Origin of the sequence: Kribbella catacumbae DSM 19601, from assembly GCF_000372465.1 — a bacterium.
Classification (GTDB): Bacteria; Actinomycetota; Actinomycetes; order Propionibacteriales; family Kribbellaceae; genus Kribbella; species Kribbella catacumbae.
On sequence record NZ_AQUZ01000047.1, the window covers coordinates 1 to 24,232 of the forward strand.

At 68.1% G+C, this 24,232-nt stretch carries 24 protein-coding genes; 10 read left to right on the forward strand and 14 right to left on the reverse strand.

Annotated elements, in window-relative coordinates; genetic code table 11:
* The first annotated feature begins 381 nt into the window (after positions 1-381).
* Entirely contained in the window at positions 382-2,202 is a 1,821-nt protein-coding gene (locus A3ES_RS0134225; protein ID WP_020391360.1) for an ABC-F family ATP-binding cassette domain-containing protein, read from the forward strand.
* A 426-nt stretch (positions 2,203-2,628) separates the two neighbouring features.
* On the opposite strand, the gene A3ES_RS0134230 is transcribed toward A3ES_RS0134225, so the two are convergent.
* A complete protein-coding gene (locus A3ES_RS0134230) occupies positions 2,629-3,126 on the reverse strand; it encodes a MarR family winged helix-turn-helix transcriptional regulator (RefSeq protein WP_020391361.1) in 498 nt (165 codons plus the stop codon).
* Positions 3,127-3,223: 97 nt separating this feature from the next.
* On the opposite strand from A3ES_RS0134230, the gene A3ES_RS0134235 reads away from it, so the two are divergent.
* Both A3ES_RS0134235 and A3ES_RS0134240 read left to right on the forward strand, forming a co-directional pair.
* The gene (locus A3ES_RS0134235; protein WP_020391362.1) at positions 3,224-4,012 is read left to right on the forward strand and encodes a methyltransferase domain-containing protein; all 789 of its coding nucleotides are present in this window, start codon (positions 3,224-3,226) and stop codon (positions 4,010-4,012) included.
* Positions 4,009-4,356: a VOC family protein gene (locus tag A3ES_RS0134240; RefSeq protein WP_026163468.1), complete on the forward strand. Its 348-nt coding sequence runs from the start codon at positions 4,009-4,011 to the stop codon at positions 4,354-4,356. The genes A3ES_RS0134235 and A3ES_RS0134240 overlap by 4 nt, the downstream gene beginning before the upstream one ends.
* A gap of 1 nt (position 4,357) precedes the next feature.
* Here A3ES_RS0134240 and A3ES_RS0134245 read toward each other — a convergent pair whose 3' ends face one another.
* From A3ES_RS0134245 to A3ES_RS0134280, 8 genes are all read right to left on the reverse strand, one after another.
* On the reverse strand, positions 4,358-6,817 hold the full coding sequence (locus A3ES_RS0134245; protein ID WP_020391364.1) for an ABC transporter permease: 2,460 nt from the start codon (positions 6,815-6,817) through the stop codon (positions 4,358-4,360).
* A gap of 3 nt (positions 6,818-6,820) precedes the next feature.
* On the reverse strand, positions 6,821-7,615 hold the full coding sequence (locus A3ES_RS0134250; protein ID WP_020391365.1) for an ABC transporter ATP-binding protein: 795 nt from the start codon (positions 7,613-7,615) through the stop codon (positions 6,821-6,823).
* Positions 7,616-7,746: 131 nt separating this feature from the next.
* Positions 7,747-8,421: a response regulator transcription factor gene (locus A3ES_RS0134255; protein ID WP_020391366.1), complete on the reverse strand. Its 675-nt coding sequence runs from the start codon at positions 8,419-8,421 to the stop codon at positions 7,747-7,749.
* The gene (locus tag A3ES_RS0134260; protein ID WP_020391367.1) at positions 8,418-9,620 is read right to left on the reverse strand and encodes a sensor histidine kinase; all 1,203 of its coding nucleotides are present in this window, start codon (positions 9,618-9,620) and stop codon (positions 8,418-8,420) included. Before A3ES_RS0134260 ends, A3ES_RS0134255 begins: the two co-directional genes overlap by 4 nt.
* Before the next feature lie 113 nt (positions 9,621-9,733).
* Positions 9,734-10,375 carry a TetR/AcrR family transcriptional regulator gene (locus tag A3ES_RS0134265; protein ID WP_020391368.1) on the reverse strand — a complete coding sequence of 214 codons (642 nt, stop codon included), beginning with the start codon at positions 10,373-10,375 and terminating at the stop codon, positions 9,734-9,736.
* A 63-nt stretch (positions 10,376-10,438) separates the two neighbouring features.
* Positions 10,439-11,428 (reverse strand): acyl-CoA desaturase, encoded by a 990-nt coding sequence (locus tag A3ES_RS0134270; RefSeq protein ID WP_020391369.1) that lies wholly within the window; start codon positions 11,426-11,428, stop codon positions 10,439-10,441.
* Between the two features lie 249 nt (positions 11,429-11,677).
* On the reverse strand, positions 11,678-11,929 hold the full coding sequence (locus A3ES_RS0134275; RefSeq protein WP_020391370.1) for a hypothetical protein: 252 nt from the start codon (positions 11,927-11,929) through the stop codon (positions 11,678-11,680).
* A 68-nt stretch (positions 11,930-11,997) separates the two neighbouring features.
* Positions 11,998-12,765, reverse strand: a complete 768-nt coding sequence (locus tag A3ES_RS0134280; protein ID WP_020391371.1) for an SMI1/KNR4 family protein — start codon at positions 12,763-12,765, stop codon at positions 11,998-12,000.
* 157 nt (positions 12,766-12,922) lie between these two features.
* On the opposite strand from A3ES_RS0134280, the gene A3ES_RS0134285 reads away from it, so the two are divergent.
* The 4 genes from A3ES_RS0134285 (at position 12,923) to A3ES_RS0134300 (ending at position 17,099) form a co-directional block, all read left to right on the forward strand.
* Positions 12,923-13,153: a hypothetical protein gene (locus tag A3ES_RS0134285; RefSeq protein WP_020391372.1), complete on the forward strand. Its 231-nt coding sequence runs from the start codon at positions 12,923-12,925 to the stop codon at positions 13,151-13,153.
* Between the two features lie 400 nt (positions 13,154-13,553).
* Positions 13,554-14,540, forward strand: a complete 987-nt coding sequence (locus A3ES_RS0134290; protein WP_020391373.1) for a hypothetical protein — start codon at positions 13,554-13,556, stop codon at positions 14,538-14,540.
* An 85-nt stretch (positions 14,541-14,625) separates the two neighbouring features.
* Entirely contained in the window at positions 14,626-16,122 is a 1,497-nt protein-coding gene (gene glmU / locus A3ES_RS0134295; RefSeq protein WP_020391374.1) for a bifunctional UDP-N-acetylglucosamine diphosphorylase/glucosamine-1-phosphate N-acetyltransferase GlmU, read from the forward strand.
* Positions 16,119-17,099, forward strand: a complete 981-nt coding sequence (locus tag A3ES_RS0134300; RefSeq protein WP_026163469.1) for a ribose-phosphate diphosphokinase — start codon at positions 16,119-16,121, stop codon at positions 17,097-17,099. Before glmU ends, A3ES_RS0134300 begins: the two co-directional genes overlap by 4 nt.
* Positions 17,100-17,102: 3 nt before the next feature.
* Here the strand turns inward: A3ES_RS0134300 and A3ES_RS0134305 are convergent, their stop codons facing one another.
* Complete coding sequence (locus A3ES_RS0134305) at positions 17,103-17,765, reverse strand: hypothetical protein (protein WP_020391376.1); 663 nt, start codon at positions 17,763-17,765, stop codon at positions 17,103-17,105.
* Positions 17,766-17,905: 140 nt separating this feature from the next.
* Between A3ES_RS0134305 and A3ES_RS51810 the strand changes: the two genes are divergently transcribed.
* The 3 genes from A3ES_RS51810 to A3ES_RS0134320 are packed head-to-tail and all read left to right on the forward strand — an operon-like array spanning position 17,906 to position 21,272.
* Positions 17,906-19,867, forward strand: coding sequence for a sensor histidine kinase (locus A3ES_RS51810; protein WP_020391377.1), 1,962 nt, complete (start codon positions 17,906-17,908; stop codon positions 19,865-19,867).
* Complete coding sequence (locus A3ES_RS0134315) at positions 19,855-20,487, forward strand: response regulator transcription factor (protein ID WP_020391378.1); 633 nt, start codon at positions 19,855-19,857, stop codon at positions 20,485-20,487. The genes A3ES_RS51810 and A3ES_RS0134315 overlap by 13 nt, the downstream gene beginning before the upstream one ends.
* A 20-nt stretch (positions 20,488-20,507) precedes the next feature.
* Complete coding sequence (locus tag A3ES_RS0134320) at positions 20,508-21,272, forward strand: DUF1932 domain-containing protein (protein WP_020391379.1); 765 nt, start codon at positions 20,508-20,510, stop codon at positions 21,270-21,272.
* Here the strand turns inward: A3ES_RS0134320 and A3ES_RS54490 are convergent.
* From A3ES_RS54490 to A3ES_RS0134345, 4 genes are all read right to left on the reverse strand, one after another.
* Entirely contained in the window at positions 21,266-21,442 is a 177-nt protein-coding gene (locus A3ES_RS54490) for a hypothetical protein (RefSeq protein WP_020391380.1), read from the reverse strand. The two genes, A3ES_RS0134320 and A3ES_RS54490, sit on opposite strands and share 7 nt — an antisense overlap.
* 115 nt (positions 21,443-21,557) lie before the next feature.
* A complete protein-coding gene (locus A3ES_RS0134330; RefSeq protein WP_026163470.1) occupies positions 21,558-22,421 on the reverse strand; it encodes a cobalamin-binding protein in 864 nt (287 codons plus the stop codon).
* A 525-nt stretch (positions 22,422-22,946) separates the two neighbouring features.
* Positions 22,947-23,585, reverse strand: a complete 639-nt coding sequence (locus A3ES_RS0134340) for a choice-of-anchor M domain-containing protein (RefSeq protein ID WP_020391383.1) — start codon at positions 23,583-23,585, stop codon at positions 22,947-22,949.
* Entirely contained in the window at positions 23,582-24,226 is a 645-nt protein-coding gene (locus A3ES_RS0134345; RefSeq protein WP_020391384.1) for a choice-of-anchor M domain-containing protein, read from the reverse strand. The genes A3ES_RS0134340 and A3ES_RS0134345 overlap by 4 nt, the downstream gene beginning before the upstream one ends.
* Positions 24,227-24,232 lie beyond the last annotated feature (6 nt).

Genomic DNA, 24,232 nt, shown 5'->3' on the forward strand with positions numbered 1-24,232 from the left:
ACCCGGCCAAATGCACCCGATCGGCCGGGGCGATCTGACCACACCACACCTGCCCGGACTCCACCTCGAGATAGTCGAACGTGATCTGCTTCCGATGAACGTCCAATCCTCCTACGATAGACATCAGGGACCTCCTCAAGCTCCCAACGGGCACACCAGCGCCCGCAACGCAAACGGATAGATACAACCGATGATGATGCGACTGAGCTGAGGAGGTCACCTCAGCAGCCGCACCGATATCCCCAGCCCCGCCGCCAACGGGCCCATGCATGTCATCTTTGGGCACTGGCCAGGGGGCGATCGGGGTGGGGAGTGGCTAGGCGGTGCTCAAAGTGGATGGGGGCGGAGGGTGGGTGGGGGACGTACTAGGCTGAGGGGGATATGGCCGCCATTCCTGCACCCAACTTTGTCAATCTGGAAGCTGTTTCCAAAGGCTTCGGAACCCGCACCCTGCTGGATGGGGTGACCCTCGGCATCGGTCGGGGAGAGCGCATCGGGGTGGTCGGGCGCAACGGCGACGGCAAGTCCACCCTGCTGCGGTTGCTTGCCCGTGAGGAGGAGCCGGATACCGGGCGGATCACGCACAACCGCGATCTCCGGCTCGGCTTTCTCGGTCAGGTCGACGACCTGGATCCCGAGCTGACCGTCGCGCACGCGGTGCTCGGTGACGTCGAGACCTACACCTGGGCCGCCGATCCCCGTGCGCGCACGGTGATGGAGCATCTGCTCGGTGGCGTCGACCACGAGGCGCTGGTCGGCACGCTCAGCGGTGGTGAGCGCCGGCGCGCGTCGCTGGCGAAGCTGCTGATGACCGAGGTCGACCTGCTGATCCTCGACGAGCCGACCAACCATCTCGACATCGAGGCGGTCGACTGGCTCGCGCAGCACGTGGTCGACCGGGCCGGCGCGCTCATCGTCGTCACCCACGACCGGTGGTTCCTCGACGCGGTCTGCACCGAGACCTGGGAGGTCCAGGGCGGCAAGGTCAACTCGTACGACGGCGGGTACGCCGCCTACGTGCTGGCCAAGGCCGAGCGGTCGCGCAACGAGCAGGTCGTCGAGGGCAAACGGCAGAACCTGATGAAGAAGGAGCTCGCCTGGCTGCGCCGGGGAGCGCCCGCGCGGACCGCGAAGCCGAAGTTCCGGATCGACGCGGCCAACGCGCTGATCGAGAACGAGCCGGCGCCCCGCGACAAGCTCGCCCTGGCCCAGCTCGCCACCTCGCGGCTCGGCAAGGACGTTTTCGACGCGGAGGACGTCACCCTGCGCTTCGGCGACCGGGTGATGCTCGACCACGTCACCTTCCGGCTCGGCCCGGCCGACCGGATCGGCCTGCTCGGCCCGAACGGCGCCGGCAAGACGACCTTCCTCAAGGTGCTCACCGGTCTGCTCCCGCCGGACTCCGGCAAGGTCAAGCAGGGCAAGACGGTCCGGATCGCCAACCTCTCGCAGACGCTGGAGGACCTCGACGACTCGGTCACCGTGCTCACCCACATCAGCGACATCCGCCGTACTGCGGCGCTGGCCGGCCGCGGTGGTGAGATGACGTCGTCGCAGCTGCTGGAGCGATTCGGCTTCACCGGCGACAAGCTGACGACCCGGATCAGCGACCTGTCCGGTGGCGAGCGCCGTCGGCTGCAGTTGCTCCGGATCCTGCTCGACGAGCCGAACGTCCTGATCCTCGACGAGCCGACCAACGATCTGGACGTCGAGACGCTGACGGTGCTCGAGGATTTCCTCGACAACTGGCCGGGTGTCGTCGTGGTCGTCACCCACGACCGCTACTTCCTGGAGCGGGTCAGCGACATGGTCTACACGATCCTGGGCGACGGAGCCGTCAGGCACCTGCCCCGCGGCGTCGACCAGTACCTCGAAGAACTAGCAGGCGGTACTCCGGTACGCCGAGTCGTCTCGCCATCCGCAGTACCAGCGGCTCCGGTCGCCGTGGCGGAGCCGGCCGACGAGCCCGTAGTGGACGCGGCCTCGGCCCGGGCCGCGAAGAAGGAGCTCAACCGGATCGAGCGGCAGCTGTCCAAGCTGACTTTCAACGAGACGAAGCTGCACGACCAGCTGGCCGCGAACGCGAGCAACTACGAGCGGCTGGCCGAGCTGGACACCGAGCTGCGCAAGCTCGCCGAAGAACGCGGTGAGCTGGAAACCGCCTGGTTCGAAGCGGCCGAACGCGCGGAGCAGTACGGCTAAATAGGGGAGCCGTTGTCAAGACATTCCCAGCCCGGCTGGGAAATGTATACATAGCGCGAACTGAGTCGCGGCATACCCTCCGATCCCCTGTGACTGGGAGGGTATGCCGCGCCTGCCGGGTGAGCGGGCCCCGTACCGGCCGGGTTGTCCGGGCCCCGAGCCCCGGACACCACCAACCGGCTTCGGCGAACCACCTCTTGCCGCCGAAGTCGCCGATTCGTGAGCGTTCTGTAGTTGATTGGCCACCGATGGTGAGGACACTAGTTGGACCGGTCACTCAGTGTCGATAGTCGTCGGCTACAGCAATCTCTCGATCTCGTTGCAACTAGCAACGATCGGCACACAGATAAAGTGACGGGCCGGCTTTTCGGATTATTCCGACCCAATTCCGGCCGGCAACCTCAAGCCCCGCGAAGAAATGCCGGATCAGTGTTTTTCCTGGTCGAACGGGCCGACCAGTTCGCGCAGTACCCGGGCGATCTTGGCCTGGTCGCGTTCGCTGATCGAGCCGAGCAGGGTGCGTTCGTGCGCGAGCAGGTCGGCCATCGCGGCGTCGACCGAATCGCGGCCGGCGTCGGTGAGCTGGACGATCACGCCCCGGCGGTCGGCCGGATCGGGCAGCCGCTCGACCAGGCCGCGCGCGGTCAGCCGGTCCACCCGGTTCGTCATCGTGCCCGACGTCACCAGGGTTTCCTTGAGCAATCGGCCGGGGGAGAGCTGGTACGGCTTGCCGGCCCGCCGCAGCGCGGCCAGTACGTCGAACTCCCACGACTCCAGGCCGTGCGTCTCGAAGGCCTGGCTGCGGGCGCGATCGAGGTGACGGGCCAGCCTGCTGACCCGCGACAGCACCTCCATCGGCGCGACGTCGAGGTCGGGCCGCTCCCGGCGCCAGGCCTCGACCAGCCGGTCGACCTCGTCTCTCATACTCCGAGACTATGTCATCAAGACTCTTGACATCAAGAGAACTCCTCGGCGTAAAGTATCTCGACATCAAGAGATCTCAGCGGAAAGGGCGGACACCATGCGGACCTCACCGGTCTGGAACCCCCAGCAGTACGGCAAGTACGCCGACGAACGCGGCCGCCCGTTCGCCGATCTCGTCGGCCGGATCCGGGCCGCCGAGCCGGCCACGGTGGTCGACCTGGGCTGTGGCCCTGGCAACCTGACCGTCACCCTGCTCGACCTCTGGCCGACCGCCACCGTGCACGGCGTCGACAGTTCGCCGCAGATGATCGAGGCGGCTCAACCGCTCGCGACGGACCGGTTGACCTTCGAGGTCGGCGATCTGCGGGAGTGGACCGCGGCACCCGAGTCGGTCGACGTGATCGTCACCAACGCGACCTTGCACTGGATCCACGAGCAGCTCGAGTTGCTGCCCGGGTTCGTGGCGGCGCTCAAGCCGGGTGGCTGGCTGGCGATTCAGATTCCCGGCAACGGGGACGCGCCGTCCCACGCGATCCTCCGCGAGCTCGCGAACACCGAGCCGTACGCCGAGTACGCCAGCGAGCAGTCGCTCCGGGCGGACGTGCCTGGCCCGGCCGAGTACGTCGCCGCGCTGAGCGCTGAGGGTTGCACGGTCGATGCCTGGGAGACGACGTACAGCCATCTCCTGCAGGGCGACAACGCTGTGCTCGAGTGGGTCAAGGGGACGGGGGCGCGGCCGGTGTTGCAGTCGTTGCCCGACGAGTTGCGGGAGCGTTTCGAAGCGGAGTACGGGGCTCGGCTGAATGAGGCCTATCCGCAGCGGTCGTTCGGCACGCTGCTGCCGTTCCGGCGGATCTTCGCCGTTGCCCAGAAGGAGAACGGATGAGACTCGATCATGTCCAAGTGTCCTGCCCGCCCGGTGGCGAGGAGGTGGCTCGCGCCTTCTATCGCGACGCGTTAGGGATGACCGAGTTGGAGAAGCCGCCGCTGCTCGCCGCGCGTGGCGGCTGCTGGTTCAAGGATGGGACGGCTGAGGTGCATGTCGGCGTCGAGGAGAACTTCAGCCCTGCGTTGAAGGCGCATCCGGCGCTGGCCGTCGACGACCTCGATGCGCTGGCGGAAACCCTGCTGGCCAAGGGATATCCGGTCAAGTGGGACAACGACACGATCCCGGGCCGCCGACGGTTCCACACCGCCGACGGCCACGGCAACCGAGTCGAGATCGTCTGAGCTACTCGGTGGCCAGCGCCCCGGCCGGTGCGACCTTCGCGGCGCGCCGGGCGGGGAGGATCGAGGCGACCAGACCGGCGACCGCTGCAACCAGCGCGATCGTCAGCAACAGGCGACCCGGTACGGCGTACTCGATGGCGCCGTCGACCTGGTTGCCCATCAAGGCAGCCGTGCCGGACCAGCCGTAGACCAGGCCGAGCGCGATGCCCAGGCCGGCCGCGACGAGTGCCATCAGCAACGATTCGACCGCGAGCATGCCGCGCAGCTGACGCCGGGTCAGGCCCATCGCCCGGAGCAGGGCGTTCTCACGGGTCCGTTCGAGCACCGACAGGCTGAGCGTGTTTCCGACGCCGACCAATGCGATCAGCACCGAGACTCCGAGCAGTCCGACCGCGACGAGCAGCAGGACGTCGAACACCTTGGTGTAGAAGCTTCGTTCGGGCAGGCCACCGGAGATGGTCAGGCTCTTCACCGTCGGGAGCGCCTGCTTGAGTTCGTCGATCACCTTGGGGCCGTCGGCCTTCGGGTCGGAGGCGAGCCAGTACCCCGTGATCGCTGCCTTCGGCGCGAGCTTGTGCAGGTCGGCCTGGGTGACCGTGATCGGCTCCAGCCCCTTGGCTTCGAGCACCTTCAGGGTGAGCTTCTCCTTGCCCGAGACGATGGTGAGGGCCGAGCCGTCCTCCAGCTTGAGCCACCGCATCGTTTCGCGAGCGACCAGCGCCGTTCCGGGCTGCAACTGACTGGCCAGCGTCGGGTTGTGGATCACCGGGCCTGCCGTCGCTTGGTCGATCCCGGTGACCTCCAGCGTCTCGCCGCCGGTCTTGACGGTCGCGGTCCTGACCGGCACCACGTGGGTGATGCCCTTGATCTCCTGCAGTTGCTTGGCCGCGGTGGCCGGCATCTTCTCCTCGTACACCCGGACGGTGACGTCGACCGGGTACTCCTTGTCCATCGTGACATCGAACGTCTTGCGCACCGAGGCGATCCCGACGCAGGTCAGGCTGATCAGCGTGACGCCGATCAGCAGCGCCGAGGTGGTCGCCGCGGTCCGCCGCGGGTTGCGAACGGCATTGGCGACGGCGATCCGCGCGGGCACGCCGCCACTCCGCGCGGGCAACGCCCCCAGCAACCTGACCAGTGCGGGCACCAGCAGTGTGCCGACGGCCAGGATCCCCAGGAAGGAGATCACGCCACCCGCAACCCCGACGATCACCTGGCTCGCCTGAGCTCCCATGACCAGCAGCGCTCCGCCACCGGCCAAGAGGATGAAGCCGAGGATCAGGCGCAGTACGCCGGCCTTGGACTTGGCGACCGGAGCCGCGTCCGGCCGGAGAGCGGCCAGCGGAGCCACCCGAGTCGCCCGTCGTGCCGGTACTACGGCCGCCAGGATCGTCGCGACCGTGCCGAGCAACAGTGGGATGAAGACGGACCCGAGCCCGAGGTGCAGGTCGATCGGCGGCAGACCCCAGTCGAACGTCCGCGCCAGCGTCAGGGCGAGCGCGGACAGGGCCACCCCGAAGACCACACCGATGCCAGAGGCAACCAGTCCGACGACGGAGGCCTCGGCGAGCACCGAGGAGAAGACCTGCCGACGGGACGCTCCGACGCAGCGCAGCAGCGCCATCTCGCGGGTCCGCTGGGCGATCACGATGGTGAAGGTGTTGGCGATCACCAGGCAGGCGACGAACAGCGCGATCACGGCGAACATGCCGAGCACGCCGCCGAGAACGTCGATACCGCTGGTGATGCCCTTGACCTCGCGGTCGATCCAGGCCTCGCCGGTGTAGACGGCCAGGCCCTTGTTGACGACCCCGCCGATCGCGGCGGCCAGCGCTTCCTGGGTCACGCCGGGAGCCGACGCGACCTTGAACTGGTTGATGTAGCCCTGCGGTTCGAAGGTCTTCACGGCCTCGGCTGTGGCGACCGCGTTCGCGCCACCGATCGAGGTGCCGTCGTCGATCAGACCGACCACGGTCACCGGGTAGGTCTTGCCGTCGTACGAGGTGACCTTGAGTTGCTGACCGAGCGCGACCTTGTACTTGTCCGCCAGCTTGGCCGGCAGCGCGATCTCGTTCTTTGCTTCCGGCAACTTCCCGGAGCTGGTGGTCGGGCCGGCGATCTTGGAAGTGTCATAGCGGGCGGCGATGGCGAGCGAGTCGGCGCGGACCTGGCCGGCCCACTGCACCTGCATGTACGCCGAGGTGTCGACGACGACCGAAGATGCCTGCGGCAACTTCTTCACGGCGGCGACGTCGGCCGCCGTCACCGTCTCGCGTTCACTGGCGATCACAGCGTCGACGCCGGCGTTCTGCTTGCCGATGGTCTGGTCGATGCCGTTGCTGGCCGACGAGTGGGCGGTCATCGCCAGCGTGCCGAAGCCGACGCCCAGCACGATCGCCAGGCAGGCGGCGACCAGGCGGCCCAGGTGGGCGCGCAGGGAGGAGAGGATGGAGCGTCGCACGGGTCAGGCCCCCAGCTGCCGCAGGGCGCCGAGCACGGACTCCGGGGTCGGGTCGGTCAGCTCGCCGGCGAGCTTGCCATCGGCAAGCATCACGACGCGGTCGGCGTACGAGGCCGCGAGCGGGTCGTGAGTGACCATCACCACGGTCTGGCCGAACTCGCGGACCGAACGGCGCAGGAAGCCGAGCACCTCGGCGCCGGACCGCGAGTCCAGGTTGCCGGTCGGCTCGTCGGCGAAGACCACCTCGGGCCGGCCGACCAGCGCACGAGCCACCGCGACGCGCTGCTGCTGACCGCCGGACAGCTCCGATGGGCGATGCGTCAGCCGGTCCTGCAGACCGAGTACGTCGATCAGCGTGGCCATCCACTGCTGGTCGGGCTTGCGGCCGCCGAGCTCCAGCGGCAGCAGGATGTTGTCCTTGGCCGAGAGCATCGGCAACAGGTTGAACGACTGGAAGACGAAGCCGATCCGGTCCCGGCGGATCTTCGTCAGCGCCGCGTCCGGCAGCGTGGTCAGCTCGGTCTCGCCGAGCAGCACCTGCCCCGACGTCGGCATGTCCAGGCCGGCCAGGCAGTGCATCAGGGTCGACTTGCCCGAACCCGACGGACCCATGATCGCGGTGAACCGCCCGACCCCGAAGTCGACGGAGACCCCGTCGAGCGCGGCGACCGCGGTATCGCCGTGGCCGTACACCTTGCGGAGTTCGTGCGCGCGGATCGCGGTACGGTCGGCGGTGTCCTGCGGCAAACGGCCGAGCGGCAGTTGCCCGACAGGTTGGTCGCCGGTCTGGATGCTCATCGTTCTCCTCGAAGTGCCTGGGGCGAGACGTTCTCACCCACACTCCGAAAACTAGTGATCAGCAACCCCAGAAGAGTCGGACCAGGGAATGGACTGTACGTACGACCTGAGTCGTACCTGGGTCCGACGACTCAGTTGCTGGGTTTGACGATGCCGGTTTCGTAGCCGAGGACCACCAGGGCGACGCGGTCGCGGAGGCCGGTCTTGGCCAGGATGCGGCCGATGTGGGTCTTGACCGTTGCCTCGGACAACGTGAAGAGCTGGGCGATCTCGGTGTTCGACAGGCCGCGCGCGACCTCGACCAGGACCTCGCGTTCGCGGGCGGTCAGGTCGCCCAGGTCGGGACGCTCGTGCTCCCCGTCCGGCAGCGAACCGGCGAAGTGCTCGAGCAGCCGGCGCGTCGTACTGGGGGAGACGACGGCGTCACCGGAGTGCACCTGGCGGATCGCCGAGAGCAGGTCGGCCGGTGGCGTGTTCTTGAGCAGGAAGCCGGCCGCGCCGGCCTTGATCGCGGCGAACGCGTACTCGTCCAGATCGAACGTCGTCAGCACGATCACTCTGGGGGCCTCCGGCAACGACTGGAGCTGCCGGGTCGCCTCGACGCCGTCCAGTCGCGGCATCCGGACGTCCATCAGGACGACGTCGCTGCCGGTCACCTGGAGTTTCTCCAGCGCTTCGCCGCCGTCACCGGCCTGGCCGACCACCCGCATGTCCGGCTGGGAGTCCACCAGCATGGTGAATCCCGCCCGTACCAGCTCCTGGTCGTCGACCAGGAACACCCGGATCACGTTGTCGTCGTCGGTCACTGAGAAACTCCTCCAGCTGGCAGGTTGTACGGCAGCTTGGCGATCACCTCGTAACCACCGCCCGCCTTCGGTCCGGCGTTCACCGTACCGCCGGAGATGGACGCGCGTTGCCGCATCCCGACCAGACCGTGCCCCGGGTCGTTGCTCGGAGCGACACCGCCACCGCGTCCGTCGTCGGTGACCACCACGGTCAGCATCTCGCGGCCGAAGTCGAGATGGACGGAGGTCCGCGCGCCCGGCCCGGCGTGTTTCAGCGTGTTGGTCAGCCCCTCCTGCACGATCCGGTACGCCGTCAGTCCCAGCAGCGCGGGCAGATCGCGCGGGGTGCCGGTCACCTCGTAGTCCACGGTGAGCCCCGCCTGGCGCACGTTCTCGATCAGCTCGGGCAGCGACGAGACGCCGGGTTGCGGGCGCGGCTGGTTCGGATCGAGCTCCGGCTGGGCGTCCTGCTTGAGGATGCCGAGCATCTTGCGCATCTCGTTCAGCGAGGCGCGGCCGGTGTCGCCGATGGTGGCCAGCGCCTTCTTCGCCTGCTCCGGCGACGCGTCCGCGGCGTACAGGCCGCCGTCCGCCTGGACGATCATGATGGACAGGCCGTGCGCGACGACGTCGTGGATCTCCCGGGCGATCCGGGTCCGCTCGTTGGAGACGGCGAGCTTGGCCTCCCGATCGCGGTCCCGCTCGAGCTGGGCGGCGCGCTCCTCCAGTTGTGCGACGTACAGGCCTTTGGTCCGGCGGCGCTCGCCGAAGGCCCAGACGCCGAAGACCATCGCGCCGAGCGCGACCATCATGGTGATCTGCTGACGCCAGTCGGAGCCGCTGTAGTACCGCGAGGTCGCCATCAGGACGCCGAGGCCGCCGACGCCGAGCGCGATCCGGCTGTACCTGACCTCGCCGTACACGGAGATCGCATAAAGGGCGACGAGCAGGCCGACGTTTCCGGGCATCAGGTTGACGCCGCCCAGCCACTGCAGGACGGCGGCGCCGGAGACGGTGAAGAAGACCGCCTCGGGATGGCTGCGGCGCCAGACCAGCGGCGCCAGCATGGCGAGGCCGAGGACGCCCCCGGCACCGGCCTGAGCGAGTCCGAGCAGCCCGACGAACAGCGTCAGCCCGCCCGCGAACAACAGATCGAACGCCTTGTTGCGTGGGCTGATCTGTCGCCGGGGCGCCAGGATGCCGGCTATGGTCCCCGTCATGCGGGCCAGATTACGGCGTATTCCGGCCGGATTGGTCATGCTGGGGGCGGATGTCGGCGTCCTACTGGGGTCTCATCCACCGGCGGCCGCAGCCGCGTACGGCGTGCTGGGGGTTACTTGTGCGGGCGGGTGGAGAGGGTCGGCTTCGCCTCGAGGCCGGACAGGCCGTTCCAGGCCAGGTTGACCAGGTGGGCGGCGACGTCGGGCTTCTTGGGCCGGCGGACGTCGAGCCACCACTGGCCGGTCAGCGCGACCATGCCGACCAGCATCTGCGCGTACATCGGGGCGAACTTCGGATCCAGGCCGCGACGCTTGAACTCCTCGGCCAGGATGTGTTCGACCCGGGTGCCGACGTCGCTCAGGATCGAGATGAACGAGCCGGTGGACGAGCCGACCGGGGAGTCGCGGACCAGGATCCGGAAGCCGTCGGAGGAGTTCTCGATGTAGTCCAGCAGCGCGAGCGCGGCCTGCTCGACCAGCTCATGGGCGCGGCCGGCCGTCAGGCTCACCGTGACGGTGTCGAGCAGACTGCGGACCTCGCGGTCCACGACCACGGCGTACAGGCCCTCTTTGCCGCCGAAGTGTTCGTACACGACGGGCTTGGAGACCTCGGCGCGAGCCGCGATCTCCTCGACGGAGGTGCCCTCGTAGCCCTTCTCGGCGAACAGGCCGCGGGCGATGACGATGAGCTGCTCGCGTCGCTCGGCACTGGTCATCCGGACCCGGGTGCTGCGGCGCGGCTTGGGATCGGTCACTTCGAGATCACGTCAACATCATGCCGTAGTTCGGGGTTACGGAGTGGGAGATTTACGGCCCGCTCAGGCTGCCGCTCGGTCGGCGGCGGTCACCCGCCGCGCTTCGAGGCGTTCCTTGACCGGCCAGCGGACGTCGCTGACCCAGCCCATTTTCTCGAAGAACCACAGGCACCGGGCCGACGTGTCGAGCTGGCCCTTCAGTACTCCGTGCCGCGCGCAGGTCGGGTCGGAGTGGTGCAGGTTGTGCCACGACTCGCCCTGGCTGAGGATCGCCAGCCACCAGACGTTGCCTGACTTGTCCCGGCTCTTGAACGGCCGCGCGCCGATCGTGTGGCAGATCGAGTTGATCGACCAGGTGACGTGGTGCAGCAGCGCGATCCGGACCAGGCTGGCCCAGAAGAAGGCGGTCAGCGCGCCCTCGATCGACCAGGACCACAGGCCGCCGATGACGGCCGGCGCGAACAGGGACGCGAGCACGAGGAACGGGAACATCCGGGACACCTTGACGATGTCGCGGTCCTTCAGCAGATCCGGCGCGTACTGCCGCTGCGGGGTCTGCTCGGTGTCGAACAGCCAGCCGATATGCGCGTGCAGGAACCCCTTGGTCAGGGCGCCGAGGCTGGTGCCGTACTTCCACGGGCTGTGCGGGTCGCCCTCGCGGTCGGAGAACTTGTGGTGCTTGCGGTGGTCGGCCACCCAGCGGACCACCGGCCCCTCGATCGCGAGCGAACCGGCGATCGCCAGGGCGTACTTGAGCGGCCGGTTCGGCTTGAACGACTTGTGCGTGAAGTAGCGGTGGAAGCCGATCGAGATGCCGTGCCCGCTGACCGTGTAGAAGACGATAGCGATCACGATGTCACGCCAGCCGAGGAAGCCGCCCCAGGCGATCGGCACGGCCGCGAGCACCGCGAGGAAGGGAATCCCGATGAACAGAGCCAGCGCGACCTGTTCCCACAGACCCTTCCGCTCACTCCCACGCGTTCCGGTCTCGACGTCGAACTCGCCGGCCTGCTGGGCGCGGGTGGGCACCTCCGGTGCCGCAACTGGAGTCATGATGTTCCCTCGGGGTGGAGGACGGCTTACCTACGCAACCGTAACCTACGGCCCCGTAGGTAAGGAACCCCTCGCAAGCCACTTGCCCCCTCATGGCAAACTGTTCCGGCGTACACCGCGATCCCCCGTGGGGTAATCGGCAGCCCGCGAGACTTTGAATCTCGAAGATCTGGATCGAAACCAGGCGGGGGAGCAACCCGAACCCTCAGGTCAGAGCACCTCTGACCTGAGGGTTTCGTCATGCTCTGGTCAGTCGTCGATGTCGCGGAAGGAGTCGAGGGCTCGTTCTCGGAGCATGTCCAGTTGGACGGTGAGGATGCCGATGACCTCCTCCACGTTCATGCCCTCGGTTTCGCGGAAGGCCCAGCTGGGGTGGCCTTCGCTGTCCAGGCATTTCACCAGTACTACGCCCTCGAGGGCGGTCCAGCCCGGCAGCAGCGGCGGGACGCGAAACCCGTCGCCGAGGACCTGGGCGAGAGGCTCTCCGTACTCAGTCGACATACCGGAATTCTCGCAGGAGAAGGCGGCCGCCGTACTGCGTTGCGCTCGCCCGATTCCGGGCCGCATGCTCAGGTAGACATCGACCAGGGGGCGCCGAATGTCACGCCGGTGGTGATGGCTGTCTGGCGGATTCGTTCGCGGAGGTCGGCTGCACGGTCTGGCTGGTAGCGGAAGTGGGCGTAGACGTTCGACGCCTGCGGGTCCTGGAGGCTGAGGTATCCGCCGATCGCCTTCACGAAGAAGGTGCACTCGTCGTCGCCGGTTTCCACGGCGTCGTGCAGGCCAAGGGAGCTGATCGCCTCAGCCAACTGGCTGAAGCCGCCACGGCGTCCCTGGCCGTTGGTTGCTTCGGTCGGTCCGGCGAAGGATTCGAAGTACCGGAAGGGGTGAGGGCGGGTCAGAACCCCGGACTCCTGGAACCACGCGACGACGTCCCAGAGGTCGGTGCCGACGGAGTACGTGTGCTCGTCGTGCCGGGGCAGCACGTGCAGCCGGCCGGTGCCTGGATGGAAGATGACCTGGTCCCCATCGATGGAGTCCGCGATCGCGATCGACTCCAGGGCGTAGTCCTTGGTGAGGGTTTCGTCTGGTTCGTTGAAGAACCACACGTCCTGGGTCAACTCGCGGAAGAGTTCCTGCTCAGCTTCGAGCTTGGCCGGTGAGAACACCCGGAGGATGCCGCTGATCTCGCCGTCGCCCAGCGTGGTCATGAGTTCGCGATACCCGTTGGGCAGCTGCACGCCCAAGGCTGCTTCGGCGGTGCGTACGTCGTCATCGGTCTGGCGCTTCAGGCCGTGCTGGACGAGATAGAAGCCGCCCCAGTCAGGTTTCGTCATCCAAGTCCACTCCCGCCTCGATCAGTGCGCACTCATCTTCCGCGATCCGCGCGTCGGTCAGGCGGTTGGGGAGGTAGTTGCCCCCTTAGCGGGCGAAGATCCTCCTCGGGGTTGGTGAAAATCCTCCCCAGGGCCGGATAGAGGGAGGTCGGTGGTAGTGGCAACTGAGGCTCCGATTCGTATCGAGGTTGATGGGCAGGTCTTCGAAGTACAGGTCAGTCCGGACCTCCCCGGGCAGTACGACTTCACCTGGTTGTCCGGCCCCAACCCGGGCTATGGGTTCAGTTCGAGGTCCTCGGACGGCTCGGTTCTGAGCACGAGCGACTTCGAGGAGTCGATCCGGAGCTTCCTCGCTCAGGTCGACCCTGCGACCGGGTACATCGAATAGGCGGTCGGTGTCCCGACCGACAGGACATAGTCGGTGAGCGCGCGGACTCGCACGCTCAGGTGATGTGCCGTGGGACGGGAATTGCGGACTATGTCCTGTCGGTCGGGACAGGACTGCCGCGAAGTTGGTGTGGGGGAGGGGCGTGCGTGACGATGTGGGGGTGCGTGGGTGGCGAGGGGTGTTGACGCCGGTGGTGGCGGCGTTGGTGGTGGGGAGCGCGATGTGGTTGGCGGTTACGCCGGCTGCGAGCACTGTGCGGTTGACCAGCGAGGCGACGCGGGGTGTCACGCTCCAGACCATGCGGCCAAGCCGGACCGGGGATGTGGATCCACGGTTGGCGGCGGCGGTTGATGCGAGTCTGGCGAGGCGTGGGGTTGCGGTGCGAACCAATAATCTTGGGTTGTTCTTGCAAGAAGTTGCGCCAGCGCTGAGGCCGAAGCAGGCGCAGCTGTTCCGCAACCTCAAGGCGGTCGGCATGAGCGTGACCTATCGCCGGGCCGAGCCGTGGGAGAGCTACAGCGCGCAGACCAAGACCTTCCGCGTCAGCATGCGCTACGTCCTGCACGGCAGCCGCCTCGGACAAGCCGCCACCGACGTCGGCTATACCTATACCTTCCGGCAAGGCCGCCTCGCGATGGTGTCCGACCGGTATCTCGACAAAGCGATCGGCTCCAACCGCCAGCCCTGGGATTTCGGCCCCATCGCCGTACTGCGAAGAGCCAACGTCGTGGTGATCGTCAACCAGGGGCAGCTCGCCAGAGCCAAGAGTCTCGCGGACGAGACGGTCGTATCGGCAAGGCGGGTTCGCAAGATCTGGCCCGGACAGCTACAGACAGTCCCGTACGTCGTTGCGCTGCGCGAGCCGCAGGTCCTGACCGAGATCCCACCGACCCAGCCCGGTGCCGAGCCGGCCCAAATCAGGGCCATGATGAGTCCAAAAATCGGCTCGATCCAGCCTGCGGGCGGCTGGGTGGTGGTCAGGCAGACCAGGCTGAGCCCGGCCCAGCTGACCCACGCGCTGATGCACCTCCTGCCGGTGAGACTCGGCGACGGCGCGCCTGGATGGCTGGCTGAGGGCATGGCGCAGTACGCCGGGAACCAGCTGCTCACCGCGGCCCAGCGAGCCAAGCTGCGGGCCGAGATCAGCAAGCAGCAGCTCACCAGGCTCCCCGCCGACGACGAGTTCCCCAACAGCGCCAGCGACAGCATCAGCTGGCTCGCGGTGGAGCAGTTGATCGCCAAGGTCGGAGTGAGACCGGTCACTGAGTACTACCGCCAAGTCGCCCGGCGCGGCTACAACGACGCTGCCAGGGACCGTCTGATGCAGGAGTACACCGGCTTCACCCAGGCGCGGCTGGTGGAGTCCGTGCGAAGGTCGGCGGGTTGAGCCAGTAGGCTTGTGCGGGCACCGTTTCGAGTGTCCTTGACAGTTGTTCCAGCCGAACTCGCCGGGAACTCGAGGAGACCACCGCGTGACTTCCCACCGTCCTGCCTCCGTCATCATCATGGCCGCCGGGCAGGGGACCCGGATGAAATCCGCCACCCCCAAGGTGCTGCACGAGATCGGCGGGCGCAGCCTCGTCGGGCACGCCGTGGTCACCGCCCGGGCGCTCGCGCCGGAGCATCTCGTCGTCGTGGTCGGTACCGGCCGGGAGCTGGTCGAGGCCCACCTGGCCGAGATCGACCCAGGCGTCCGTACCGCCGTCCAGGAGCAGCAGTTGGGTACCGGCGACGCGGTCCGCTCGGGCCTGACCGCAGTACCGGCGGGCTTCGACGGGGCGGTCATCGTCACGTCCGGTGACGTCCCGTTGCTCGCGGCGGAGACGCTCAAGGAGCTCGTCGCGGAGCATGAGCGGAGCGGTAACGCGGTCACCGTGCTGACCGCCCGGGTGCCGGACCCGACCGGCTACGGCCGGATCATCCCCGGCGACGGCGGGACCGTGGCGGGCATCGTCGAGCACAAGGACGCGACGCCCGCGCAGCGGCAGATCGACGAGATCAACGCCGGGATCTACGCCTTCGACGCGGCCACCCTGCGCGACGGCCTGACCCGGATCACCACCGACAACGCCCAGGGCGAGCTGTACCTCACCGACGTGCTCGCGATCGCCAAAAGTGACGGCAAGCGGGTCGGCGCGTATGTCACCGAGGACGCGATGCAGACCGAGGGCGTGAACGACCGGGTCCAGCTGGCCACCCTGCGCGCCGAGCTCAACCGCCGGACCCTCGACGGCCTGATGCGGGCCGGCGTCACCGTGGTCGACCCGAACACCACCTGGGTCGACTCCACCGTCACCCTCGACCGCGACGTCACGCTGCTGCCGAACACGCAGTTGCACGGCGCCACCAAGGTCGCCACCGGCGCCACGATCGGCCCGGACACCACGCTGACCGACATCGAGGTCGGCGAGGGCGCGACGATCATCCGCTGCCATGGCTCCGGCGCGGTCATCGGCGCGCAGGCGACGGTCGGCCCGTTCGCCTACCTCAGGCCCGGTACGACGCTGGGCGTCAAGGGCAAGATCGGCACCTTCGTGGAGACCAAGAATGCGGCGATCGCGGACGGCGCGAAGGTCCCGCACCTCACCTACGCCGGGGACGCGACGATCGGCGAGGGCGCGAACATCGGCGCCGGCACGATCTTCGCCAACTACGACGGGGTCAACAAGCACCACAGCACGATCGGCAAGTACTCCTTCGTCGGCAGCAACTCGGTACTGGTCGCTCCGGCGAACATTGCCGACGGCGCCTATATCGCGGCTGGCAGCGCGATCGACGCTCCGGTCGGCGCTGGTGAGATCGCGGTCGCGCGAGGCCGCCAGCGCAACATCAAGGGCTGGGTCGCGCGCAAGCGGGCCGGTACGAAGACCGCGAAGGCAGCCGAGGAAGCGCTCGCCGCTTCAGAGGCTGCGCAGAGTGCCTCGCCGGGTGACACTGGCGAGGAAGCACAACGGGAGGCGCGGCCATGAGTGGGATGAAGCGGACCACCGAGAAGAACCTGATGGTGTTCTCCGGACGGGCCCACCCGGCCCTCGCGGAGCAGGTCGCGGAGGAGCTGGGCGCCGGGCTGGTGCCGACGTCGGCGTACGACTTCGCCAACGGCGAGATCTACGTCCGGTTCGAGGAGTCGGTCCGGGGCAGCGACGCGTTCGTGATCCAGAGCCACACCCGGCCGATCAACGAGTGGATCATGGAGCAGCTGATCATGGTCGACGCGCTGAAGCGGGCGTCGGCCAAGCGGATCACCGTGGTGCTGCCGTTCTACGGCTATGCCCGGCAAGACAAGAAGCACCGCGGCCGGGAGCCGATCTCGGCCCGGCTGATGGCCGACCTGTTCAAGACAGCCGGCGCGAACCGGCTGATCTGCGTCGACCTGCACACCTCGCAGATCCAGGGCTTCTTCGACGGCCCGGTGGACCACCTGATGGCGCTGCCGATCCTGACCGACTACGTCCGCGACAAGTACGGCGACCAGCAGCTGGCCGTCGTCTCGCCGGACGCCGGCCGGATCAAGGTGGCCGAGCAGTGGTCGGCCCGGCTGAACAACGCGCCGCTGGCCTTCATCCACAAGACCCGCGACATCGAGCGGCCGAACGAGACGGTCGCAAACCGCGTCGTCGGTGAGGTCAAGGGCCGGGTCTGCATCCTGGTCGACGACATGATCGACACCGGCGGCACGATCTGCAAGGCCGCCGACGCGTTGATGGCCGACGGCGCCGCCGGTGTGGTGATCGCCGCGACGCACGCGATCCTGTCCGGCCCGGCCGTCGACCGGCTGAAGAACTGCCAGGCGAGCGAGGTGATCGTCACCAACACGCTGCCGATCGCCAAGGAAAGCGAGTTCGACAAGCTGACCGTGCTGACCATCGCACCGCTGATCAGCCAAGCCATCCGCGAGGTCTTCGAGGACGGCTCGGTGACCAAGCTCTTCGAGGGCCGCGCCTAGGACTCAAGACCTGAACGACAGCCGGCGCCAGGCGTAGTACGCCGTACCGAGGCTGGCCGCGGCGATCGGTACCGAGGTGATCAGCCCGGCGACCCCGTTGCCGGGTACGACGAACGTTGCCACGAGCGTCAGCCACAGCACCGGGATCCAGCGCGGTACGGCGCGGGAACGCCACAGCCCGACCGCCTGGATAACGGTGCCCACGGCAACGAGTAGCGCGCCGGGGAGTAGTACCCCGAAGATGTGCGCCGAGTCGTCGTTGACCCGTTCGATCACCGACGGATCCACGCCGGGGGCCGTGGCGAAGTAGTAGGCCGCGGCCCAGCCCGCCCCGCCGACGGCGTACAGGGCGGTGCCGATCCACATGATGATGCCGCCGACAGTTGCCCAGGCGGCGCCGCGGGCGCGGACGAGCAGGACGGTGAGCAGCGCCTGCGCCGGCACGTTGATGATCAGGTTCGCGGCGAGCGCGACCAGCAGTCCCCACCACAGTGCGCGGTGCGGCTGGATGTCGGCGTAGGAGTAGGTCTCGCCGCCGCCGGACGGCTCGGGCCACAGCAATCCGCCGGCCAGTGCGGCCAGTGCGGTCAGTGCCAGGGCGAGTGCGACGAAGCCGACTCGCCGCCGGGTGGCTGAGTCGGTGCGGACCAAGGTTTCGGTGGACATGTCAGGTTCCTCCTGAGCGAAACGGTCTGATCTCCTCAGGGAACCGCCGAGCACCCGGCCGGCACATCGGAGCGGGCGCGGAGATGGATCTCCGTGCTGACTCGGAGCCGCCGAGGCAGGTTCGGACTTACTCTGACGTCATGCGGTGGCCGCGATGGGCGACGCTCGGCACCTGCCTGCTCGTTCTGGCGATGCTGGCGGGCAGCGGCTGGCTGCTGCTGACCTACTCGGTGGGGCAGCACACCGTGCGGAACTTCGTTGCCCTGGGCAGTGTCGGTACTGCGATCGCCCTGCTCGGCCTGATCATCAGCCGGAAGGTCAACCTGGTCGGTCTGCTCTTCACCTGGGTCGGTGCAGTCACGATGTTCCTGGCGGCCCGCGACGTGTACTACGCCGTGGTGGTCGCCGATCCGGGCAAGCTGCCGCTCGACAGTCGTGTGGTGGCCTTCCTCGACGAGAGCGGCTGGTGGCTAGCCATCGCGGTCGCGCTGGTCCTGCTCCACTTCCCGGACGGCCAGGTGCCGAGCAGGCGCTGGCTGCCGGTCCGCATCCTCCTGGTGGTGCTCGGGTTCGCTCAGCAAGGCTTCGGAGCCGTCGCGACGATCCCGTTCCCCGAACCGCTCCAGGATCTCCCCAGACCGTACGGCGAACCGCCGCTCGCGCTTCGCGTGCTCAGCGAGACGGCTTTCTGGCTGATGATCTTGCTCATCCTGGCGGCGGGCATCTCGCTCTTCGTCCGCTTCCGGCGCTCGACCGGCCGGGTGCGGGCCCAATTGAAGTGGCTGTCGCTGGCCGGCTTGGCCGCCGTGGTCTACCCGTTCGTCTGCCTCACCGAAATCCTGGTCACGGGCGAGACAGGCCAGGTGTCGACAGCGTTCGGTATCGCCACCCTGATAGCGCTTCCCGCCTCGGTAGCCATCGCCATGCTCCGCCACGACCTGTACGACGTGGACCGGGTGATCGCGGACACGGTCACCTACGCGATCGTCATGGTCGTCCTCCTCGGCACGTACGCCGTGACCGCCCTGACCCTTGGTTTGTTCCTGGGCAAGGGATCCGCAACGGCAGCCGCAGCCGCCACTGCCGTGTGTGCCCTGGTGCTGGCTCCACTACGGACCCGACTGCGGCGGGCGGTCGACCGGCGGCTTTATCCACCTCGCCGGGCCGCCTTGCTGGCGATCGAGGATCTCCAGCGGCGCATCCACACCGAGCAGGCCCAGCCGGAGGAGCTGGAAAAGTCTCTGCAGACGGCACTGCGTGATCCCGCGCTCCGCGTCGGCCTGCTGGTGCCCGGCGCCTCGGGCTTCATCGATGCCAAAGGCAGGCCGGTTGCGACCAACAGCGGTGTCCCGGTGATGCTCGGCGGAGTACAGATCGGGTTGCTTGCCGGCGCCAGCGGACCGGCCGTACTGAAGGCGGTCGCGGCCAGCGCAGCGAGTCTGGTCGAGGTGAGCCGGTTGCGGGCCGAGTTGGCCGGTGCGCTGCGCGAGGTCGAGGCCAGTCGCACGCGGCTGGTCCAAGCCGGCGATCAGGAACGGCGGCGGCTGGAGCGGGATCTGCACGACGGTGCTCAGCAACGGCTCGTGTCGCTGGGGATGGCGATGCGGCTGGCGCAACGGCACCTCGACGACGGCACGGTCGATGTCAACGGGCTCCTCGACCAGGGCGTAGCCGAGTTGGCCACCGCGATCGCCGAGCTCCGGCAGATCGCCCACGGCCTGCGGCCGACCAGCCTCGACGACGGGCTGCACGCCGCGCTCACGGCGATCACCCAGACCCTGCCGATCCCGGTCCAGTTGCACATCGGGCCGGGCGACCTGCCGGACGAGCTGGCGACGACGGCGTACTTCGTCGCGGCGGAGGCGGTCACTAACGCGGCGAAGTACTCGCGAGCGACGTCGATCGCGGTGCGGGTGGCCCAGTCCGCCGGCGATGTCAGGATCCGGGTCGAGGACGACGGCTGCGGTGGCGCGACGCCGAGACCCGGCTCGGGACTGAGCGGCCTGGTGGATCGGGTCGCGGCGGTCGGTGGCTCGTTGTCGATGAACAGCCCGGCCGGGCGCGGTACGACGATCGAGGCGGTGCTGCCGTGCGGATCGTGATCGGCGAGGACTCGGCGCTGTTCCGCGAGGGGCTCGCGCGGTTGCTGGACGATGCCGGGCATGAGGTGGTCGGCCGGGCTGGTGACGCGGACAGCCTGCTGACGGTGGTGGCCCAGACTGAGCCCGATCTGGCCGTGATCGACATCCGGATGCCGCCTGACCTCACCGATGACGGTGCCCGGGCGGCGCGGAAGCTCCGGACCAGCTACCCGCGGATGGGGATCGTGCTGCTCTCCCAGCACGTGGAGACGCGGCACTCGGTCGAGCTCGTCAGCTCCGGCGGGTTCGGGTACCTGCTGAAGGACAGGGTGCTGGATGTGGACCAGTTCCTGGACGCGTTGACCAGGGTCGCCGCCGGCGGTTCCGCGCTGGACCCGGAGGTGGTCAGCCGGTTGCTCGGGCGACCGGACCGGCTGGCCGCGTTGACGCCACGGGAGAAGGAGGTGCTCGGGTTGATGGCCGAGGGCTGTACCAACGTCGGCATCGGCCGCCGCCTCTGGCTCAACGAGCGCACGGTCGAGACCCACGTGGGCAGCATCATGGCCAAGCTCGGCCTGATCTCGAACGCCGAGGATCACCGGCGGGTGCTCGCGGTACTGGCTTATCTTGGTCAGAACTGATCCTCGAAGGAGATGTTCTGATGCGCATCGCTGTCTTCCACCCTGGTGCGATGGGTGCACAGCTCGCCACCCAATTGGTTGCTGCAGGCCACGAAGTTCACTGGGTGCCGGAGGGGCGCAGCCAGGCTTCCGTCGATCGGGCGGAGGCCGCCGGACTGATCGGTACGGCGTTCGCCGAGGCGGTCGCTAAAGCCGATGCCGTGCTCTGCTCGTGTGCACCGCAAGGCGCGATCGACATCGCGCGGCAGGTCGGGTCGGCGGGGTTCGCCGGGATCTACATTGAGGCGAACCCGCTGTCGCCGAAGTCGTTGCTGGAGGCCCAGGAAGCGTTGCCCGATGCAACGTTCGTCGACGCTGGCGTGGTCGGCCCGCCGCCGGCCGGTGGACCGAGTCCGACGCACGTGATGTTGTCGGGGTCAGCCGCTCAGCAGGCCGCGGACCTGTGGGCGGGGACGGCGGCGACACCGATGGTCGTGGGAGACCAGGTCGGTGCTGCCAGTGCGGCCAAGTCGGCTTATGCCCTTTACAACAAGGGCAAGGCGGCGCTCGCAGTACTGGCTTTCGAGTTGGCTGAGAAGCATGGCGTGACTGATGCGCTGACGGCTCAGCAGGTTCGCCCGGATGCTGGGTCGCTCAAGGATCCCGGGTTGCCGGAGAGCTTGCGGAGGGTGGCGTGGCGGTGGGGACCCGAGTTCGACGAGCTCGGCGAGACGCTGGACGCCGCCGGCCTCGAAGGCGACGCTGCCCGGGCTTTGCGTCAGGTGTGGACCAAGCTCAGTCAGTAAACGGACCGGCCGTAGTCGGACAGTACGAACGGTGGCACTCGGTCGACGACGCCGGTCAGGCAGTCGAGTTTCTCCAGCGCCAGCAGGATATTCCAGTAGTCCCTGCCTGGTGAGATCAGCAGTTGGTTCTCGATCCCCTGTCCTCGAACACCACCCGGTGACAAGCCCACTTCTGGTGGGCTTGGACACCATCTGGCGACCTTGAACATGGTCTGCCGTGTTCAAGCCCACCGTTTGGTGTTCAAGCCCACCAGATGTGGGCTTGTCACCGGATTGGGCGGGACCCTAGCGGAGGCGGCGGGCCACCGAGGGGTCTACCGGGCCGTCGTGCAGCAGTCCGGCGAGCGCCTCCACGCCGTCGACGAGCCGCGGACCAGGCCTGGCGAAACACCCGTTCGCGTCGACCGCCCAGACCGGTACTGCGCGGGGCAGCCTGCCGTCGTCGAGCAGGTCCTGCGTCAGCTCGGTGGCGCCGTCGAGGTCGAACCCGCAGGGCGCCGACACGATCACCTCGGGGCGGGCCGCCTCGATCGCCGGCCAGGTGGTCCGTACCGAGCGGACGCCGGTCGTGCCGAGAACGCTCACGCCACCGGCGTGCTCGACCATCTCGGGGATCCAGTGGCCGGGAGCGAACGGCGGATCGGTCCACTCCAGCAGCATCACCCGGATGCTGCCCTGGATCCGGACCTTCGCCAGCCGCTTGCGCAGATCCTCGACGAACCGGCCGGCCGGGCGGCCGATGGCGTCGCCGATCAGCTCGATCGAGTCGAACACCTCGTCGAGGTCGTGCGGGTCGGTCGCCAGGACGTCCGCCTCGCAACCGAGGTACGACAGGGCTTCCTCGACGTCGTCCACGTCGATCGCGCAAACGGCACAGAGGTCCTGCGTGATGACGAGTTCGGGGGAGAGGTCGCGGAGCGCGTCCCGGTCTAGCTTGTAGAGGTCCTCGCCTGCAGCCACTCGCTCGCGCACAGTGGCGTCGATCTGAGCCGGGGTGAGTCCTTCGGGGAGGTTGCTGGTGGAGACGATCCGCCGCTGTTTTGCCTCAGCGGGGTAGTCGCACTCGAAGGTCACCCCGAGGACGTCATCGCCTGCACCGAGAGCAAAGCAAATCTCGGTAGCCGAGGGCAACAGCGAGACAATCCTCATATCCCGACCCTACGACGTACTGCGTGCACCCGCAGGTCGTCCAGTGCCTCCAGGCATTGCCCCCCGAGCCGGTTAGCCCGGTGGAGCATCACTTCGTCAAGGGACATGGGAGCGGCGGCCGAGTCCGACGAGGCGCAGCGCGGACCGGATCAGCGCGCTGGCCGGGTCGACGTGCTGGCCGGACCCGCGGAGGATTTTGCCCCCGATCCGGGACATTTCCCTCCTCAACCGGCGAGGACAGATCGACCTTGGGCACGGCGCCGTGCGCCGGCCAGGGCACCTCGTACATCACTCTGGACGTCACGCCGACGGGTTGGCTATGAGACCCCTGGGGCCCAAAGCCGGCAGGGTCCGGACGCCCGCGCATACCCATCTCGGCCAGCAAGCGCTTCCCCCGGCGTGTTGGGCCGTCGGAGCAGGGTCGTGCGTGCGCGGGCGTCCGTGGCCACCGAGAGTGTGGGTTGCCCAGCTGGAAGCTCGCGGGGCAACCCACCCCTGGAGGGGCTAACCCCTGAGAGGGTTTGGTTAGGGCTGGACGGTGAAGGTGTAGGTCTTCTGGCCGGTGGTTACCGCGGCGCCTGCGGCCGTAGTACCGGTGGCTTCGAAGGTGAGGGTGTAGGTGCCTGCGGCTTCGAAGGCCCAGTTGGCGTGGGCGTGGGTGTTGATGGCGATCGCCCGGGTGTCCGGCAAGCCGTTACCGCTGTCGAACCAGATGGTCGGAGTGCCGAGTGAGCTGGTGGTGTAGAGGCTCACCTGGGCCGGCCCGGTGACGGAGACCAGCTTGACGCTGACGCTGTTGCCCTGCAGCGCGCCGCTGGGTACACCCTCGGTGTTGAAGCCCGGCCAGACGATGTTGCTCACCTGGGTCTGCGGCAGGATCCACACCGCGGAGCCCGGCGTACCGAGGAACGAGTACGCCGACCCCGAAGGCACAGTGGTCCTACTGGCCGACACAGCATTCAGTACTACGTCCGCCGGGTCGCGGTCGACGTTCGGGGTCACCGTGCCGTCGCGGAGGTCGAGGGTGAGAGCGGAGCCGGTCCAGTCGACGTCCACTGCGTCGACGTGCCCCTGGGAGACGGTCGTGAGAGCGTGGGCCGGCAGTACCTGCAGCAGCGTGAACACGGCGGCCGTGGCGGCGCCGGCGAGCACCCGGGCCTTCACTGGTTGACCTTGAAGCAGTAGGTGGCGACGGCTGAGGTGACCTGCTTGCCGGTGGCAGCAAGCGTTCCGCTGACCCGGACCTTCACCTGGTACGTACCGGCCGCCTCGAACGCCCAGTTGGCGTGCAGGTGACCGCCAGCAGAGGTGTTGATCCGGTCGGGCAGTCCGTTGCCGCTGTCGGCGAGCACGGTCGGCGCACCGAACGCGTCGGTGGTGAAGATGCTCAGGTCGGCCGGGCCGCTGACCCCGACGATGTCGACCTTCAGCGCGTCGTTGGTGAACACGCCGGCCTCGATCTCCTCGGCGCCGATCCCGGGCCAGAGCAGCTCGGGGTCCTGTACCTGGGGCAGCACCCAGGCGCGGGCGCCCGCAGTACCGAGGAACCTGTACTGCGGGTCGTCGGGTACGGCGATCTCGGAGCCGGGCTTGGCGACCAGCTGGACCTGCGAGGGGGAGTACTCGATGGCGTTCGCCTCGTCGTGGACGTGCACGTCGAAGGCGCCGTCCTCGAAGGCGATGCCGATCACGTCGACGTGGCCTTGGTCGAGCACGATCCTCGGTGCGGCATCGGCCGGCAGGGCGAGGCCGGACAACGCGAGCACTGCCACGGCAGGCAGCGCCACGCGGTGGAGTTTGCGCATGACTTT